The 16,475-nt window shown below is 68.4% G+C and carries 18 protein-coding genes; 4 read left to right on the top strand and 14 right to left on the bottom strand.

Annotated features, from left to right (window positions below; genetic code table 11):
- Positions 1-10: 10 nt before the first annotated feature.
- Positions 11-847, top strand: a complete 837-nt coding sequence (locus IG04_RS0110290; protein WP_030476347.1) for a spermidine synthase — start codon at positions 11-13, stop codon at positions 845-847.
- Positions 848-853: 6 nt separating this feature from the next.
- Here IG04_RS0110290 and IG04_RS0110285 read toward each other — a convergent pair whose 3' ends face one another.
- Genes IG04_RS0110285 through IG04_RS0110275 form a run of 3 tightly spaced genes read right to left on the bottom strand, consistent with a single transcriptional unit; the run spans position 854 to position 3,443 of the window.
- A complete protein-coding gene (locus IG04_RS0110285; protein ID WP_030476346.1) occupies positions 854-1,480 on the bottom strand; it encodes a hypothetical protein in 627 nt (208 codons plus the stop codon).
- A complete protein-coding gene (hisS, locus tag IG04_RS0110280) occupies positions 1,477-2,733 on the bottom strand; it encodes a histidine--tRNA ligase (protein WP_030476345.1) in 1,257 nt (418 codons plus the stop codon). The genes IG04_RS0110285 and hisS overlap by 4 nt, the downstream gene beginning before the upstream one ends.
- The gene (locus tag IG04_RS0110275; RefSeq protein ID WP_030476344.1) at positions 2,730-3,443 is read right to left on the bottom strand and encodes an MBL fold metallo-hydrolase; all 714 of its coding nucleotides are present in this window, start codon (positions 3,441-3,443) and stop codon (positions 2,730-2,732) included. The genes hisS and IG04_RS0110275 overlap by 4 nt, the downstream gene beginning before the upstream one ends.
- A 114-nt stretch (positions 3,444-3,557) precedes the next feature.
- On the opposite strand from IG04_RS0110275, the gene IG04_RS0110270 reads away from it, so the two are divergent.
- Positions 3,558-4,415, top strand: coding sequence for a peptidylprolyl isomerase (locus IG04_RS0110270; RefSeq protein ID WP_030476343.1), 858 nt, complete (start codon positions 3,558-3,560; stop codon positions 4,413-4,415).
- A 72-nt stretch (positions 4,416-4,487) separates the two neighbouring features.
- On the opposite strand, the gene IG04_RS0110265 is transcribed toward IG04_RS0110270, so the two are convergent.
- From IG04_RS0110265 to IG04_RS42440, 4 genes are all read right to left on the bottom strand, one after another.
- On the bottom strand, positions 4,488-6,773 hold the full coding sequence (locus IG04_RS0110265) for a RelA/SpoT family protein (protein WP_030476342.1): 2,286 nt from the start codon (positions 6,771-6,773) through the stop codon (positions 4,488-4,490).
- A gap of 122 nt (positions 6,774-6,895) precedes the next feature.
- Entirely contained in the window at positions 6,896-7,072 is a 177-nt protein-coding gene (locus tag IG04_RS45105) for a DUF397 domain-containing protein (RefSeq protein ID WP_084401810.1), read from the bottom strand.
- On the bottom strand, positions 7,047-7,898 hold the full coding sequence (locus tag IG04_RS43865) for a helix-turn-helix domain-containing protein (protein ID WP_030476341.1): 852 nt from the start codon (positions 7,896-7,898) through the stop codon (positions 7,047-7,049). The genes IG04_RS45105 and IG04_RS43865 overlap by 26 nt, the downstream gene beginning before the upstream one ends.
- A gap of 66 nt (positions 7,899-7,964) precedes the next feature.
- The gene (locus IG04_RS42440; RefSeq protein ID WP_051769471.1) at positions 7,965-9,185 is read right to left on the bottom strand and encodes an HNH endonuclease signature motif containing protein; all 1,221 of its coding nucleotides are present in this window, start codon (positions 9,183-9,185) and stop codon (positions 7,965-7,967) included.
- Positions 9,186-9,466: 281 nt separating this feature from the next.
- On the opposite strand from IG04_RS42440, the gene IG04_RS0110245 reads away from it, so the two are divergent.
- Both IG04_RS0110245 and IG04_RS0110240 read left to right on the top strand, forming a co-directional pair.
- Positions 9,467-9,742 (top strand): hypothetical protein, encoded by a 276-nt coding sequence (locus IG04_RS0110245; RefSeq protein ID WP_144065520.1) that lies wholly within the window; start codon positions 9,467-9,469, stop codon positions 9,740-9,742.
- A 43-nt stretch (positions 9,743-9,785) separates the two neighbouring features.
- The gene (locus IG04_RS0110240; RefSeq protein WP_030476338.1) at positions 9,786-10,067 is read left to right on the top strand and encodes a hypothetical protein; all 282 of its coding nucleotides are present in this window, start codon (positions 9,786-9,788) and stop codon (positions 10,065-10,067) included.
- 21 nt (positions 10,068-10,088) lie between these two features.
- Here the strand turns inward: IG04_RS0110240 and IG04_RS0110235 are convergent, their stop codons facing one another.
- From IG04_RS0110235 to ruvC, 7 genes are all read right to left on the bottom strand, one after another.
- On the bottom strand, positions 10,089-10,580 hold the full coding sequence (locus IG04_RS0110235; protein WP_144065519.1) for an adenine phosphoribosyltransferase: 492 nt from the start codon (positions 10,578-10,580) through the stop codon (positions 10,089-10,091).
- Between the two features lie 23 nt (positions 10,581-10,603).
- Positions 10,604-11,758 (bottom strand): protein translocase subunit SecF, encoded by a 1,155-nt coding sequence (gene secF / locus IG04_RS0110230; RefSeq protein WP_030476336.1) that lies wholly within the window; start codon positions 11,756-11,758, stop codon positions 10,604-10,606.
- A 1-nt stretch (position 11,759) separates the two neighbouring features.
- On the bottom strand, positions 11,760-13,526 hold the full coding sequence (gene secD / locus IG04_RS0110225) for a protein translocase subunit SecD (RefSeq protein WP_030476335.1): 1,767 nt from the start codon (positions 13,524-13,526) through the stop codon (positions 11,760-11,762).
- A 129-nt stretch (positions 13,527-13,655) separates the two neighbouring features.
- Positions 13,656-14,006, bottom strand: a complete 351-nt coding sequence (gene yajC / locus IG04_RS0110220; protein ID WP_030476334.1) for a preprotein translocase subunit YajC — start codon at positions 14,004-14,006, stop codon at positions 13,656-13,658.
- A 94-nt stretch (positions 14,007-14,100) separates the two neighbouring features.
- A complete protein-coding gene (gene ruvB, locus IG04_RS0110215) occupies positions 14,101-15,114 on the bottom strand; it encodes a Holliday junction branch migration DNA helicase RuvB (RefSeq protein WP_030476333.1) in 1,014 nt (337 codons plus the stop codon).
- On the bottom strand, positions 15,111-15,692 hold the full coding sequence (gene ruvA / locus IG04_RS0110210; RefSeq protein ID WP_030476332.1) for a Holliday junction branch migration protein RuvA: 582 nt from the start codon (positions 15,690-15,692) through the stop codon (positions 15,111-15,113). Before ruvA ends, ruvB begins: the two co-directional genes overlap by 4 nt.
- A gap of 106 nt (positions 15,693-15,798) precedes the next feature.
- The gene (gene ruvC, locus IG04_RS0110205; RefSeq protein WP_030476331.1) at positions 15,799-16,368 is read right to left on the bottom strand and encodes a crossover junction endodeoxyribonuclease RuvC; all 570 of its coding nucleotides are present in this window, start codon (positions 16,366-16,368) and stop codon (positions 15,799-15,801) included.
- Positions 16,369-16,475: the final 107 nt, after the last annotated feature.

The raw sequence follows: 16,475 nt of genomic DNA, 5'->3' as shown, positions 1-16,475 counted from the left end.
CAATAGAGCAGTGGGAAGACAGCGGCCCGACACAGAGGCGATCACCGAGTCGATCGACTCCGGCGTCGCAGAACTGGTCCCCGATCTCGGTGGACGGAACTCCTGGACGTTGCGGGTCAACGGAACCCCACAGTCGCATGTGGACCTCGACGACCCGACCTACCTGGAGTTCGAGTACGTCCGCCGGCTGGGTCACATCGTCGATCTCACCGCGCCTTCGCGTGTGCTCCACCTGGGTGGTGGCGCTCTCACGCTAGCGCGCTACGTGGCCGGCCTACTCCCCCGGGCGTCTCAGCAGGTGGCCGAGATCGACGCGGGGCTGATCGCGTTCGTCCGCCGCGAGCTTCCGCCACCTCCACGGGTGAAGATCACCACAGGCGACGCCCGCGCCGTGCTCGTCAAGGCCCGCCCCGGCTCGTTCGACCTGATCATCACCGACTGCTTCGCCGGAGCCCGCACGCCCGCGCACCTGACGTCGGTCGAGTTCGTGGAGCAGGCGTCGGCCGCGCTGGCCGGCGACGGCATCTACGCGGCGAACATCGGCGACGGCAACGGCCTGCAGTTCGCCCGCGCCCAGTGCGCGACCGTGCGCTCGGTGTTCGAACACGTCTGTGTGATGGCCGAGCCGGGCGTGTTCCGCGGCAGGCGCTTCGGCAACTTCGTGATCATGGCCTCGCACAACGGCCTGCCGATGCAGCAGCTGACCCGCGCGACGGCCGGCGACCCGTTCCCGGGCCGGGTGGAGCACGGGACGGGGCTGACGAAGTTCATCGGTGGCGCGCCGGTCACCACCGATGCGACCGCGACCCTCTCCCCCGCCCCGCCCTCGGGGCTCTGGGGCACCTGAGCCGCTTCAGTCCAGCGACGTGACGAACTTCGAGACGGCATCCGGATGGAGCTTCTGCGCCATCCGCCCGGCCGGGGCCAGCGAGCCGAGCCGGTACAGCGGCCGTTCCGCCGCCGCCATCCCGCGCGCCTCGGCGCGCAGCTGGGCGACGAGCAGCTCCGAGAACACCAGCCCGGGTGTGTCCCCGCGTGCGGCCAGCGCGTCAGCGAGCCGGCGGAGCTGGTAGACGCCCAGCTCGCGGCCGCCCGTGCCCGCGTACATCGACAGGGCGATGTTGATCGCCTTCTTGCCGCCGCGCACGAACAGGCCGACGGTCCGGGCGCCGCGCAGGTCCGTGACCAGCAGGTCCAGGCCGTCCGCCACCGCAAGGTCGACCTTGCGCGTGCCGAACGCCCGCACGTACACCGTCGTGCCCGCCAGCCACACCGTGCGGCGCGCCTCGGACATCGCCAGCAGGATCACCGGCACCGACACGATCGCCCCGGCGATGACACCGGGCCAGCGGCCACCGATCAGACCCACGATCGCGCCGAAGGCGAGGGCCACCATGATGCCGCCGATCGCCACCATGCGCGCACGCTTGCGGACCGTCGCCTTGTCGAGCAGGTCGAGAACGAGCTTGTCGTCGCTCACAGCGCCTTCCGCACCTCTTCGACCACGTCCGCCAGCGGCACCGTGACCTGCTCGCCGGTCGCAAGGGTCTTGACCCCGATGTTGCCGGCCTCCAGGTCGCGCTCACCGAGCACCAGCGCCAGCTTCGCGCCCGACTTGTCGGCGGCCTTGAAGCCCGCCTTCATCGAGCGGCCGCCGTAGACCAGGTCGGTCCGGACGCCCGCGGCGCGCAGCTCACCGGCGATCGCGACCAGACGGGCCCGTGCGGCCTCGCCCAGCGGCACGCCGATCACGTCGACCCTGCTGAACTCCGGCAGCACGCCCTCGGCCTGCGCCGCGAGCAGCGCGCGGTCGACGCCGAGACCGAACCCGACACCGGACAGCTCCTGACCGCCGAGCTGCGCCATCAGGCCGTCGTAGCGACCGCCGCCGCCGATGCCCGACTGGGCACCGAGGCCGTCGTGGACGAACTCGAACGTCGTCTTCGTGTAGTAGTCGAGACCGCGGACCATGCGCGGATTCTCGACGAACTTCACGCCCAGCTCGGTCAAGTACCCCTTGACGAGCTCGTAGTGCTCACGGCATGCGTCGCACAGGTGGTCCACCATCAGCGGCGCCTCGGCGACGAGCGCGCGCACCTCGGGGCGCTTGTCGTCCAGCACGCGCAGCGGGTTCAGCTCGGCCCGCTGCTGCGTCGCCTCGTCCAGCGGCAGCTTCGCGAGGAACGCCTGCAGCAGCTCCCGGTACGCCGGGCGGCAGTTCGCGTCGCCCAGCGACGTGAGCTCCAGGCGGTAGCCGGTGAGGCCGATCGCGCGGAACCCCGCGTCGCCGACGGCGATGACCTCGGCGTCCAGGGCCGGGTCGTCGATGCCGATCGCCTCGATGCCGACCTGGTGGAACTGCCGGTACCGGCCGGCCTGCGGCGCCTCGGCACGGAAGAACTGGCCGGCGTAGTAGAGCTTCGCCGGCAACGAGCCGCGGTCGAGGCTGTGCTCGATCACGGCCCGCATGACGCCCGCGGTGCCCTCGGGGCGCAGCGTGATGGAGCGGTCACCTCGGTCGAGGAAGGTGTACATCTCCTTCGTCACGACGTCGGTCGACTCGCCGACGCCGCGCGAGAACAACGCCGTGTCCTCGAAGACCGGCAGCTCGATGTAGCCGTAGCCCGCGAGCTCGGCGGCACGGGTCAGCGTCGACCGGACGTGCGCGAACGCGGCGGACGTCGGCGGGATGTAGTCGGGAACGCCTTTGGGTGCGGAAAACACGTTTCTCAAAGTCCTCGGTGCGGGGCGGCCGGCGCGTCGTTCGTCTGAACAGCATCCTGCAGCTGGAGCAGGTAGGGGTTCGTCGCACGTTCGCGGCCTATGGTCGTCGTCGGGCCGTGGCCGGGCAGCACCACTGTGTCATCGGGCAAGGTCATGACCTTGTTCTGCAGAGACGACAGCATTCGGGAGTGGTCACCGCCGGGCAGGTCGGTGCGTCCGATGGAACCGGCGAAGAGCGTGTCACCCGAGATCACCAGGCGACCGCCTTCCTGCACACCGGACCGGAACATCACCGACCCGCCGGTATGGCCCGGCGTGTGGTCGACGGTGATCTGCAGCCCGGCGAGGTCGAGCGCGGCGCCGTCGGCCAGCTCGCGGACCTCGGAGGGCTCCCGCATCTCCAGGTTGCCCCCGAAGAACGCGGCGGACTCGCGGCTGATGCCCTTCAACGGGTCGGCGAGCATCGCTACGTCATCCGGGTGGATGTACGCGGGGATGTCGTTGCCGTCGCAGACCGGGGTGACGGAGAACGTGTGGTCGAAGTGCCCGTGCGTGAGCAGCACGGCGACCGGCGCGAGACGGTGCTGGCGCAGGGCCTGTTCGATCGGCTCGACCGCGTCCTGACCGGGGTCGATGATCACGCAGGGCTCGCCCTCACCGGCCGCCAGGACGAAGCAGTTCGCCTGGAGCGCACCAGTCGGGAACCCGATCACGAGCACGAAAATGACCTCCCTGTTCAACGACAGCCTAACCACCACACAAAGCTCATATGCCCAGGCCCTAGACTGCCGAGCCGACCGCCCTATTCGCATGAGTCCCTGGGGAGGGAGCACGTGCCCACCAACGAGCAGCGACGCGCGGCAGCCAAGCGCAAGCTTGAGCGTCAGATGGTCTACCGCCATGAGCGGGCCAAGAAGCGTCGCATCATCGCCGTCGTGTCGACGGTCGTCGTTGTTGCGCTCGTCGGAGGTGGCGTGTGGTTCCTCGCGACCAACAACGTCTTCGGCAATGGCGACGCCGCCGCGTCGGAGACTCCTGCCCAGGAGTCGGTGGACAAGGCGGAGAACATCCCCACCGCGATGCACCAGATCCCGAAGCGCACCGCCGCGCTTCCGGCGACAGTGAATTGTGAATACACGAAGGGCCAGGAGCCGGCGGCCAAGCCGAACACTCCTCCCGCGAACGGCGAACAGCCCACCACCGGCACGGTCGGCGTCACGCTCGGCACCTCGATCGGTGACCTGAAGCTGAACCTGGACCGCTCGCTCGCGCCGTGCACCGTTCACAACTTCGTGGAACTGGCGAAGCAGAAGTACTTCGACAACACGACCTGCCACCGCCTCACGGTGACCGGCATCCAGGTCCTGCAGTGCGGCGACCCCGGCGGCAACGGCATGGGCGGCCCCGGCTACTCGTTCAAGGACGAGGTCTACCCGGAGCTCACCTACGGCCGCGGCGTGCTCGCCATGGCGAACTCGGGCCCGGACACCAACGGCTCGCAGTTCTTCATCGTCTACGGCGACGCCTCGAACCTGCAGGCGAAGTACAACATCTTCGGCACGGTCGACGAGGAGTCGCTGAAGAAGGTCGACGAGGTCGCCAAGACCGGCACGATCTCCCAGCAGCCCGGCCAGGGCGACGGCAAGCCGAAGACCCCGGTCGACATCAAGTCGGCACTGGTCGCGAACTAGTCGCCACCCGCACCACGTGAGAGGGCCCCCGCAGCGTTCGCTCCGGGGGCCCTTTCGTGCGACTTGCCCCAGTTACGACGCCGACGTCACTCGGTACACGTCGTAGACGCCCTCAATGCCGCGCACGGCCTTCAGAACGTGGCCGAGGTGCTTCGGGTCGCCCATCTCGAACGAGAACCGGCTGACGGCCACCCTGTCGCGCGACGTCGTCACCGACGCCGACAGGATGTTCACGCGCTCGTCGGCCAGCACCTTCGTGACGTCCGAGAGCAGCCGGTGCCGGTCGAGCGCCTCCACCTGGATGGCGACCAGGAAGACGCTGGAGGACGACGGCGCCCACTCGACGTCGAGGAGCCGTTCCGGCGACTTCAGCAGCTCCTCCGCGTTCGTGCAGTCGGTGCGGTGCACCGAGACGCCACCGCCACGCGTGACGAAGCCGAGGATGTCGTCGCCCGGCACCGGAGTGCAGCACCGGGCGAGCTTCACCCACACGTCGCCCGCGTCCTTGACGATCACGCCCGCGTCGCCGGTGGGGCGGCGCCGGGTGACCGTGGACGGGGTGGCGCGGTCGGCCAGTTCCTCCTCGGCGTGGTCGACACCGCCGAGCTGCGCGACGAGCCGTTGCACGACGTGGCGGGCCGAGGTGTGCCCCTCGCCGACCGCCGCGTACAGCGCGCTCATGTCCGGGTAGTGCAGTTCCTTCGCGAGGGCCTGCATCGAGTCGACGCTGACCAGGCGCTGGATCGGCAGCCCGACGCGCCGGACCTCCTTGGTGATCGAGTCCTTGCCCTGCTCGATCGCCTCTTCCTTGCGCTCCTTGGCGAACCACTGCTTGATCTTCGCCTTGGCGCGCGGGGACGCCACGAAGCTCAGCCAGTCGCGGGACGGGCCCGCACCCTCCGCCTTGGAGGTGAAGATCTCGACGACCTCGCCGTTCTCGAGCTTGCGCTCCAGAGCGACGAGACGACCGTTCACCCGGGCGCCGATGCAGCGGTGACCGACCTCGGTGTGCACCGAGTAGGCGAAGTCGACAGGCGTGGAGCCCGTCGGCAACGTCTCGACGTCACCCTTGGGGGTGAAAACGAAGATCTCGCGCGCGGCAAGATCCCAGCGCAGCCCCTCCAGGAACTCACCGGGGTCCGCGGCTTCCCGCTGCCAGTCGAGGAGCTGACGCATCCACGCCATCTCGTCGATCTCGACGGACTTGCCGTTGTGCGTGCCCTTGGTCTCCTTGTAGCGCCAGTGCGCCGCGATGCCGTACTCGGCCCGCTGGTGCATCTCCGAGGTGCGGATCTGCACCTCGAGAGGCTTGCCGTCGGGACCGATGACGGTCGTGTGCAGCGACTGGTACACGCCGAACCGGGGCTGCGCGATGTAGTCCTTGAACCGCCCGGGCATGGGCTGCCAGGCGGCGTGCACGACGCCCATCGCGGCGTAGCAGTCACGCACCTCGTCCACGAGGATCCGGACGCCCACGAGGTCGTGGATGTCGTCGAAGTCCCGGCCGCGGACGATCATCTTCTGGTTGATCGAGTAGTAGTGCTTCGGCCTGCCCTCGACCTTCGCGACGATCCGCGCGCTCTCCAGCTGGGTGTTCAGCTCGGAGACGACGGACCTCAGGTACGTGTCGCGACTCGGCGCGCGCTTCGCGACCAGGCGCACGATCTCGTCGTACTTCTTGGGCTGCAGGATCGCGAACGCGAGGTCCTCCAGCTCCCACTTGACCGTCGCCATGCCCAGCCGGTGAGCGAGCGGCGCGAGCACTTCGAGCGTTTCACGGGCCTTGCGGGCCTGCTTCTCCGGCGGCAGGAACCGCATGGTGCGCATGTTGTGCAGCCGGTCGGCGAGCTTGATGACCAGGACCCGCGGGTCCTTCGCCATCGCGATGACCATCTTGCGAATGGTCTCTGCCTCGGCCGCTGCCCCCAGCTTGACCTTGTCGAGCTTCGTGACCCCGTCGACCAGCCGGGCGACTTCTTCACCGAAGTCTTCCTTGAGCTGGTTGAGCGAGTAGTCGGTGTCTTCCACGGTGTCGTGCAGCAGCGCTGCCACCAGCGTCGTGGTGTCCATGCCCAGCTCGGCGAGGATGGTCGCCACGGCGAGCGGATGCGTGATGTACGGGTCGCCGGACTTGCGGCGCTGCGGGCGGTGCTTCTCCTCGGCAACGTCGTACGCGTGCTGCAGAAGCGCCAGATCGGCCTTGGGATGGAGGTCACGGTGCACGGCGGCGAGAGGTTCGAGGACCTGCTTCACCGGGGCCGCACGTTGGGCGGTGATACGCCGCGCAAGGCGGGCGCGCACACGCCGGGTCGCCGACGGTTGAACAACCGTCGCAGCGGGTTCGGTGTCTTGACTCAACCCCACGCTCCTCGGGTCTCGCGAGTACCGAGGATAACGCGTTTACGATGCGGAAACTTCCGGTGGCGCGCTGAGCGGCACAGCTCACACGGTGAACGCCGCGCAAACTACCGCTGGGCCGATCAGGCGACGCTCACCACGAACGCCCGCCAGGCGGAGACGGAGAACGCCAGGACGTCACCGCCGGCGGCCTTCGAATCACGCACGAGCGCATCTACGGAGAGTGACACCTCGACACAGGCGCTGTCACCCTCGCCGCTGCTGCAGGTGCTCTTACGCCAGGTCCGCTCGGCGGTCATGAGAGTCCTCTCGCAGTCCGCTGACGTAGTTCGCCAGCAGGCTCCGAGATTGTCCCTCATCCAAAGCGCAGGCATCCAACCACTTGAAGTGTTCCCGGCTGCGGGCGATCGCCTGGCCGTCGTGCGCGAAGACTTTGGCGAGATCGGTCTCGCTGTAGGCCACCGGAACCATCTTCTCGAAGCTGAACAACATTCGTGCGGACTTCATGGCAGGCGCCGGCCCGGCCGACATCGGCACGATCCGAAGGATGTGCGTGTGGAACAGCATGCGCAGGTACTGCTCTTCCATGATCTTGTCGTCGCCGACACGAAGCTTCAGTGCGAGCTCATGCACGTAGAACAGACACTCCGGCCGGTTCTGCCGCTTCAAAATGGCCTGCCGGTCCATGCGCCACCGGAGAAACCTTTCGACGTCTTCCGGCGTGTTTCCGAAGGTGATGAGCAAGGCTCGGGCGTACTCCGGCGTCTGGATGAGGCCGGGCACGTTCACCACGTCGTAGCAGGTGATCTTCGCGGCCTGTGCCTCCGCCAGGGCGAGGGTGCGCAGGTTGTCTGGCACCGTCACGACGTACGGGTCGAAGGCGTAGCGGTAGCGCTCGCGGAACGCCTCGAAGTGGTGGCTGTCGCGGCCGCACGTCATCAGGTACTGCACGAGGTCGATCTCGCTCGCGCGCGCCTTGCCCTTCTCGATGTTGGAGACCTTGCTCGGGTCCCAGCCCAGTTGTTCCGCGAAGGCGTGCCCGGTGAGGCCGGTGAACTTCTCGCGGAGGCGGCGCAGTTCGTCGCCCAGGTCGCGGCTGTACGCGGTGGAGGTGATCGCAGTCATTCGTCCGACGGTAGGCATTGCCCCTCCTCCACGAACCAGCTCGTTCGGATGAAAACGGGAGCGCTGCTAGGCGACGTGGCGGCCGGTGTGGAGCCTGGTGTTGGTTCTCGGAGTGCGGGCGGGGTCGAGCCATGCCGGCGGGATGAAGGTCGGGGTCCCATCGTGGAGCTTTACCTCCCAATCGCTTTGGTGGATCAAGGTGTGGTGGTGGCGGCACAGCAGGGCGGCGTTGCTCACTGAGGTCTCGCCGCCCGCCGACCAGAATCTGAGGTGGTGGGCGTCGCAGTGCTTCGGCGGGCGGTCGCAGCCCGGGAAGGTGCAGCCCTGGTCTCTGGCCACCAGCAGGCGGCGGATGGCCGCGGGGAAGGTTCTTGCCTTGCGGCCTATGTCCATCGGTTCGGAACGGCCTCCCAGGACCACCGGGATCACGCCCGCGTTGCAGGCGAGGCGGCGGACCAGGGTGGCGGGGACGCGAGCGTGGTTGTCGAGCACCGCCACGCCCGTCTGAGCGGCCAGGTCGGCGTACGACATCGTCAGGGTGAGGGTGACCGGCTCGCCGCCGTGCTCGGGGAGGCGGTCGGCTCGCAGCATCAGGTCGATCAGGTCGGCGAAGGCGTCGCCCTCGCGTTCGGCCCGGGAGCGGACGTCCGGGCCTTCCTCGGGTGTGGTCGGGCGGGGTTTCGCCAGCGGGTCGATCATCGCTTCGAACTTCGCGCCGGCGATCTTGTCGAGCCTCGCCGAGACCTCCAGCTGGTCGCCCCTCCACTCCATGCGGAGACGGTTGGCCGGGCGCACCGGCTCGATGAAATCGCTCGGCTCCGCGTCCTGCTGGTAGAGCCGGTACGCCAGCTCCTTGCCGAACGCGCGCACCGCGCTGGGTTCATGAGCCTGGGCGAACTCCACCACGGGCTGCTCCGCTTCGGGCGGCAGCGCCTTCATCACCTCGGCCACCGCCGAGATGTGGTCGCCCGAGAGCGCCCCCTCCGCCATCGCGGCGGCGGCGATCGGCAGCTCCGGCTCCAGGAGCGAGCCGGTCGGCGTGAGCTCACGCGCCAGCAACTCGGCGCGGGCGACCCACTGACGCGCGGTCTTCAAGTCCCACCGCACCGCATGGCGCAGCACGTGCGCCACATTCCGATAACCCAGCTCGGACGCCGCACCGCGCCGCTCCAGCTCGGCGATCTTGTGCATCATCACATTCTCAAGAACGCGAATTTCCACCACGTCTCCGACGACTGCGGCAAGCAGTTCGTCGGTAGCCAGGAGGCGGAAGTCCGGTTCGCTCATGCGTTCGACAGTACCGCAGGATCACCTGATAAATGCACGTCAGCGGTCACACGTTCGGGTGATTGAACTGGACAGGAGCCATAGGTGTCGTTAGTGCACATCTCTCTAGACGCAACGCAACCACGAGCAACCACGCACGCAACAAAACGCGAATAAGGCACAACAACCGCGCCCCGCAACCACCCACACAAAGGGCCACAGAAATTCGTTCCGGCGCACGCCCGACGAAGGAGACATGTGCCGGATCGGCGCGGCCGAGGACGCCTGACAGACTCGGCCACGTGAGGACTCTGTTCTGGTGCGCCGCCATGACGTTCGTGTGGCTCGGCACGATGGCGTACCTCGCCCTCGACGACCCCGGCTACATCGACCCGCGGTCGATCATCGGCTCGTCGGTCGGCTGGGTGGTCGCGACCACCCTGAGCTGGCTGGTGCTGCGCCGTGCGAAGGCGCCGAAGCTGTGGGAGATCGCGGTCGTGACGGCCCCGGCGTCGCTGGTCACGCTGGTCTTCGTCAGCGTCGGTGCCGCCTTCGTGGCGCCCCCGCCGATCGCCTGACGCCCTGTTCCGGATGCTGATCGCAGGCTGACAAGCTGAACCCATGCACTCACACCGGCCGATCTGGCACTGCCTGGCGTTCGCGGGCATCTGGTACGCCGCGATCGTCCTGCTCAACCTCGTCACCAACGGCGGCGACGAGGGTGCCCGCGCGGCCATGCTCGGGGTGGTGCCGTGGTTCGGTGCCTCTGCTGCCCTGATGCGGGTCGGGCACGGTGACATGAAGGCCTGGCAGCTGATCCTGCTGGGGCTGCCGATCTTCTACTTCCTGTGGGCGATCACCGTCGTGGTCGCCTACCGGTTCATCGTGCCGGTCACCGGCTGACCTGGAGGCAAGGAGACGCAGTCACACGGTCATCAGTGCCTGTACGTCACGGCCCGCGAGGCGCGTACGGCCACCGAGAGCCTGGATCTCCAGCACCACCGACACACCCGTCACGATGCCGCCGGCCCGTTCGACGAGCGTGCACGCGGCTTCGGCGGTGCCGCCGGTGGCGAGCACGTCGTCCACCACGACCACGCGCTGGCCCGGCTGGATGGCGTCCGCGGGAAGCTCCAGGGAGGCCTCGCCGTACTCGAGCGCGTAGGACACCGAGTCGGCCACGACCGGGAGCTTGCCCGGCTTGCGCAGCGGCACGACGCCGTAGCGCCAGCCGTAACCCAGGGCAGCACCCAGGAGGAAGCCGCGCGACTCGATGGCGGCGATCACCTGGGTGCTGTCGTCGATCTTGTCCTGGAGAGCGTCGACCACGGCGCGCAGGGCGTCGGGATCGGCGAGAACCGGCGTGAAGTCCCGGAAGACGACCCCCGGCTGGGGGAAGTCCGGGACTTCACGCATCAGTCCCAGAGCACGATCCAGTTTCAACGCTGGCGCTTTCCGGTCGGACGGCGGCGGGCGTCGCCTGCCTTGGCGGTGCGGTGGGGCACCGACGCGGCGGCGGCGTACGCCTCCTCCTTGCGCAGGTCGGCGGAGAGCGCGTCGTCGTCCACCGACTCGATGCCCTCGGCGATCTGCGGGCCCGCGGCCTTGGCACGGCGGGCGGCCACGCGCCTGGCCTGCGCGATGTACTTCGGGTCGCGCATCTTCAGGTCCACCAGCACCGGGGTGGCGATGAAGATCGAGGACAGGGCGCCGATGAAGATACCGACGAGCTGCACGAGCGCCAGGTCCTGCAGCGTGCCGACGCCCAGGACGCCGACGCCGACGACCAGCAGGCCGATCACCGGGAGCAACGCGATCAGCGAAGTGTTGATCGAGCGCATCAGGGTCTGGTTCAGCGCCAGGTTCGCTGCCTCGGCGTACGTGCGGCGGGTCAGGCCCAGCAGGCCTCGGGTGTTCTCCTTGACCTTGTCGAACACGACGACCGTGTCGTACAGGGAGAAGCCGAGGATGGTGAGCAGACCGATCACCGTGGCCGGCGTGACCTCGAAGCCGATGAGCGAGTACACGCCCGCGGTGATGATGATGTCGTGGAACACGGCGACGAGCGCACCGACGGCCATTCGCCACTCGAAGTAGAACGTCAGGAACAGCGTCACCGCGACGAAGAACCAGAACAGGGCCCACAGAGCCTTGACGCTGATCTCACCGCCCCAGGACGCGGAGACGGCGCTGTCGGAGATCGCCGTCTGACCGCCCTGCGGCTGGAGGTCCTGCGCGAGCGTGGTCTTGAGGGTCGCGACCTCCAGGATGGTCAGCGCGGGCGACTTGATCTGGATCGTCGCGCTGGCACCGGAGCCCACGGCCTGCACGGCGTTCGGCTTCTTGCCGGGCAGGGCCTTGGCGAACACGTCCTCGACGGTGTTCGTAGTGATGTTCTGCCCACTCGCCGAGACGGACGGCATCGAGACCTTCGTACCGCCCTTGAAGTCGATGCCCAGGTTGAAGCCGTTGAACACCATCGAGCCGATGCAGACCAGCAGGATGATGGCCGACACGATGTACCAGCGGACGCGCTTGCCGACGATGCCGAAGGCGCCGTTGCCCACGTAAAGGCGCGAGAACACGCTGCTCACGTCAGGCCTCCTTCACGGCGGTGGTCTTGCCGGTCGTGGTCGCGCGGTGCGCGGCACCCTCGCGGGCGGCACCACCCAGACCCGACAGGCGCGGGTTGGACAGGAACTTGGACTTCGACGCCATCGCGACCAGCGGGTGCGTCACGAGGAACACGACCACGAGGTCGAGGACCGTCGACATGCCCAGGGTGAACGCGAAGCCCTTCACCTGGCCGATCGCGATGACGTACAGCACGGCGGCGGCGATGAAGCTGACCGCGTCGGCGGAGAGGATCGTGCGGCGGGAACGAACCCACGCACGTGGCACGGCCGAACGGAACGTGCGGCCCTCACGCACCTCGTCCTTCAATCGTTCGAAGAAGACGATGAACGAGTCGGCTGTGATACCGATCGCGACGATGAAGCCCGCGATGCCGGCGAGGTCGAGCGTGAAGCCGATGACCCGGCCGAGCAGGATCAGCACGGCGTAGATGACGAGCGCGGACAGGGCCAGCGACAGGATCGTCAGGACGCCCATCAGGCGGTAGTAGAACATGCAGTAGACGAAGACCAGCGCGAGGCCGATGCCGCCGGCGATGAGACCCGCCTTGAGCGACTGCAGGCCGAGCGTCGGGGAGATCGTCTGCGCCTCGGACGCGTCGAAGGACAGCGGCAATGCGCCGTACTTCAGCGTGTTCGCGAGGTTCTGGGCTTCCTTCAGCGTGAACTTGCCGCTGATCTCGGTGGAACCACCCGAGATGGCCGCCTGGATGGTCGGCGCGGACATGACCTCGCCGTCGAGCACGACCGCGACGGCCTGCTGGACGTTGGCCGCGGTGAAAGCGCCCCACTTGGTGCCGCCCTCGGACTTGAAGTCGAGGTTGACGACGTAGCCGGTGCCGTTCGGGTTGCTGTTCGCGGCGGCGTTGCTGATGTCCTCACCGGTCAGGCGGGAGTAGTTCGCATAGTCGTCGGCCTTGGTCTGGGTGTCCTCCTTGGGAGGGTTGACCGGGGCCAGCGTGTACTTGAACTCGCCCTTCTCGTCACAGGTGACGAGAGGCTTGTCCAGGTCGTCGTTGCCGCGCAGCGGGTCGGCCTTCGTGCAGTCGAGCAGGAGAGCGGCCTGCTGCAGGACCTGCGGGTCCGTGCTCTGGCGGAGTGCCTTCGCCTCCTGGATCTCCTTCGCGACCCTCGGGTCGACGTTGGAGGGGGCGGACGGCGTGCTCGGCGCGGTGCTCGACGGCGGGGTGCTGGAGGGCTGCGCGGCCAGGTTCGGCGCGGGACGGCCCTGCGGGGCACCACTCGACGGCGGCGTGCTGCCGGCGCTCTGGCTCGGGGGCGTCGACGGAGGCGTGCTCGCGTCACCGGACGGCGGCGTGCTCGTCTGGGTCTGCGGCACGGCGCCCGCGGGAACCGGCTGGCCGATGACCTTGCGGAACGCGAGGCGAGCGGTCTGGCCGAGGCCCTTCGCGCCTTCGCCGTCCGCGCCCGGGACCGTGATCACCAGGTTGTTGCCGTCTCGCACGACCTCGGCACCGGAGACGCCGAGACCGTTCACGCGGACCTCGATGAGGTCACGTGCGCGGATGAGCGCTTCCTCGCTCGGCTGTGCGCCGTCTTCCTGCCGAGCCGTCAGGGTGACGAGCGTGCCGCCCTGGAGGTCGATTCCGAGCTTGGGTTTGGCCGAACCGTTCCCGGTCAAGAACACCAGGGCGTAGAGCGCGACCACGATGAGGACAAAACTCGCCAGATACTTCGCAGGGCGAATTTGCCCGGCCGGAGGTGCCACGATCCGTCCGTCTCCTAGTAGCTATGGTTTCCGAGCGCGCAGCGTAACGCGCGCCGCGTGAGCTGCGCGTCACTACCTGGAGTTGGCGGTGTTCACAGTTGCCAACTCCAGGTGTCACGAGCCTGTCGGTTACTTCTTGGCGCTGTGGTCCAGGGGCTCGGCGACCTGTGCGGTCGTCGCGGGCACCTCTTCCCCGGCGTCGTCGGCCCTGTCCTCGGCCACGGCCTCATCGGTCTCGGCGACCTTCTCGCGGATGGCGGCACGCAGCCAGCGCGTGACGACACCCTCGGAGATCTCGATGTCGATGGTGGTCTCGTGGCTCGCGTCGGCAACGGTGCCGTACAGGCCGGACGTCGTCATCACCTTGTCACCAGGGGCGAGCGAGTCCTGCAGGTTCTTCTGCTCGGCCATCGCCCGCTTCTGCTTGCGCGCGCTGAGGAACAGCGGCACCGCCAGCAGAACCAGAAGCAACGGGAACATCAAAGACGAAAGGTTGCCCATCATTCTCCGATCAGGTGGACATGCCTCGACGCACGTCCGATATGTCCAGGTGCTTTCACCGAATTGTGCCAGGTCACCACAGTTGATCACCGGCGGGCGGCTCCAGCCCCAGGTGGTACCACGCGGCGGGTGTCGCCACTCTGCCGCGCGGTGTCCTGGCCAGCATGCCAGCCCGCACCAAATACGGTTCGCACACCTCTTCCACGGTGGTCGGTTCCTCACCGACGGCGACCGCGAGGGTGGAGACGCCGACCGGGCCGCCGTTGAAGCTCTTGACCAGGGCGTTCAGCACCGCGCGGTCGAGCCGGTCGAGGCCGAGCTCGTCGACGTCGTAGACCGCCAGGGCCTGCTTGGCTATGTCCTCGGTGACCCTGCCGTCGGCCCTGACCTCGGCGAAGTCGCGGACGCGGCGCAGCAGGCGGTTCGCGATGCGGGGGGTGCCCCTGGAGCGGCCGGCGATCTCGACGGAGGCGTCCTCGGCGATGTCGACGCCGAGGATCTTCGCGCTGCGTTTCACGATGAGGTCGAGCTCGTCGGCGCTGTAGAACTCCATGTGGCCGGTGAAGCCGAAGCGGTCACGCAGCGGGCCGGTCAGCGCTCCGGACCTCGTCGTGGCTCCGACCAGTGTGAACGGCGCGATGTCGAGCGGGATGCTGGTCGCGCCGGGGCCCTTGCCGACCATCACGTCGACGCGGAAGTCCTCCATCGCGAGGTAGAGCATCTCCTCCGCCGGCCTGGCCATGCGGTGGATCTCGTCGATGAACAGGACGTCGCCCTCGACCAGGTTGGACAGCATCGAGGCCAGGTCGCCCGCGCGCTCCAGAGCCGGGCCGCTGGTGATGCGGATGGCCGCGCCGAGCTCCTTCGCGATGATCATGGCGAGGGAGGTCTTGCCCAGACCGGGCGGGCCGCTGAGCAGGACGTGGTCCGGGGCCGTTCCTCGCCTCATCGCGCCTTGCAGGACGAGTTCGAGCTGCTCGCGGACGCGCTGCTGGCCGACGAACTCGTGCAGGTCGGCCGGGCGCAGGCTGGTCTCGAGGTCGCGCTCGGCGGGCGCGACGTACGGGCTGAGCTCGTCCTCGGTCACTTGCGCCCCAGGGTCGCGAGCGCTCGGCGCAGGACGGCGGACGTGGACTGGTCGGGGTTCGCGGCGAGCACGCCGTCGACCGTGGCCTCCGCGGACTTGGCCGGGAAGCCGAGGCCGAGGAGCGCCTCGACGACGTGGTCGCGCGTCTGGCTGTGCACGGGCGTCGTGGGCGAGGGCAGCTGACCGACCTTGTCGCGCAGCTCGATGATGAGGCGTTCCGCGCCCTTCTTGCCGATGCCCGGAACCTGCGTGAGCACGGTGATGTTGCCTTCGGCGAGCGCGTGGCGCAGCTTGTCCGGCTCCAGGACGGCGAGGGTGGCCAGCGCGATCCGCGGGCCGATGCCGCTGACCGTCAGGAGCAGGCCGAACAGCTCGCGGGCCTCGGTGTCGGCGAACCCGAACAGGGTGAGGCTGTCCTCGCGGACGATCAGGGTGGTGGCGAGGCTCGCCTCCTCGCCGCGGCGCAGCGTGGCGAGCGTCGCCGGGGTCGTCTGGACGGCGAACCCGACGCCGCCCACCTCGACGACGGCGTGGTCGAGGCCGACGTGCTGCACCTGGCCGCGCAGTGACGAGATCACCTTTGTCCTCCGGACTTCACGCTCACGCAGGCGTCCCCTCGCGAAGGGGACCCCTTGATTTCATTCTTCCAGCCGACCCTGACAATTTCGGCGCGCACTGAAGCCGTCATGACCCGCTCCGCCGCGCCGCCTCGGCCAGCTTCGCCTTGTGCACGCGGGCGAGCTCGGCGGCGCGGGCCTGCGCCTCCTCGAGCCGGTTGCGCATCGGCGCGCGCCAGTGGTGGCAGATCGCGAGGGCCAGCGCGTCCGCCGCGTCGGCCGGCTTCGGCGCGACCTTCAGGCCGAGCAGCTTGGTGACCATGGCGGTCACCTGGGCCTTGTCCGCGCGGCCCGATCCCGTGACGGCGGCCTTCACCTCGGACGGCGTGTGGAACTCGACCGGCAGGTTTCGTTGCGCGGCAGCCAAAGCGATGACGCCCGACGCCTGCGCGACTCCCATCGCGGTGCGGACGTTGTGTTGCGCGAAGACGCGTTCGATGGCCACGACCTGTGGTTCGTAACGGTCCAGCCACACACAAACGCCGTCGTACAGCTCGTGCAGGCGCACGGACAGCGGAGCGTCAACGGGGGTACGCAGGACATCGACGGCCACGGCGCGCACGACCCGGCCCGGCCCGCCGTCCACCACACCGAAGCCGCACCTGGTCAGACCGGGGTCGACCCCGAACACCCGCACAACAGCTCCCCGCATCGCCGAACGAACAACAGTTCGAACCATATCCGGTGCACCTATAGGTGACAGTCACCGACACGGTTCGACAAGGCCACTCCACCGTTACTACG

It is taken from the genome of Lentzea albidocapillata (assembly GCF_000719115.1).
Lineage (GTDB): Bacteria > Actinomycetota > Actinomycetes > Mycobacteriales > Pseudonocardiaceae > Lentzea > Lentzea albidocapillata.
Note: the sequence above shows the minus strand (reverse complement) of the source record. Positions and strands in the feature narration are given on the sequence as shown.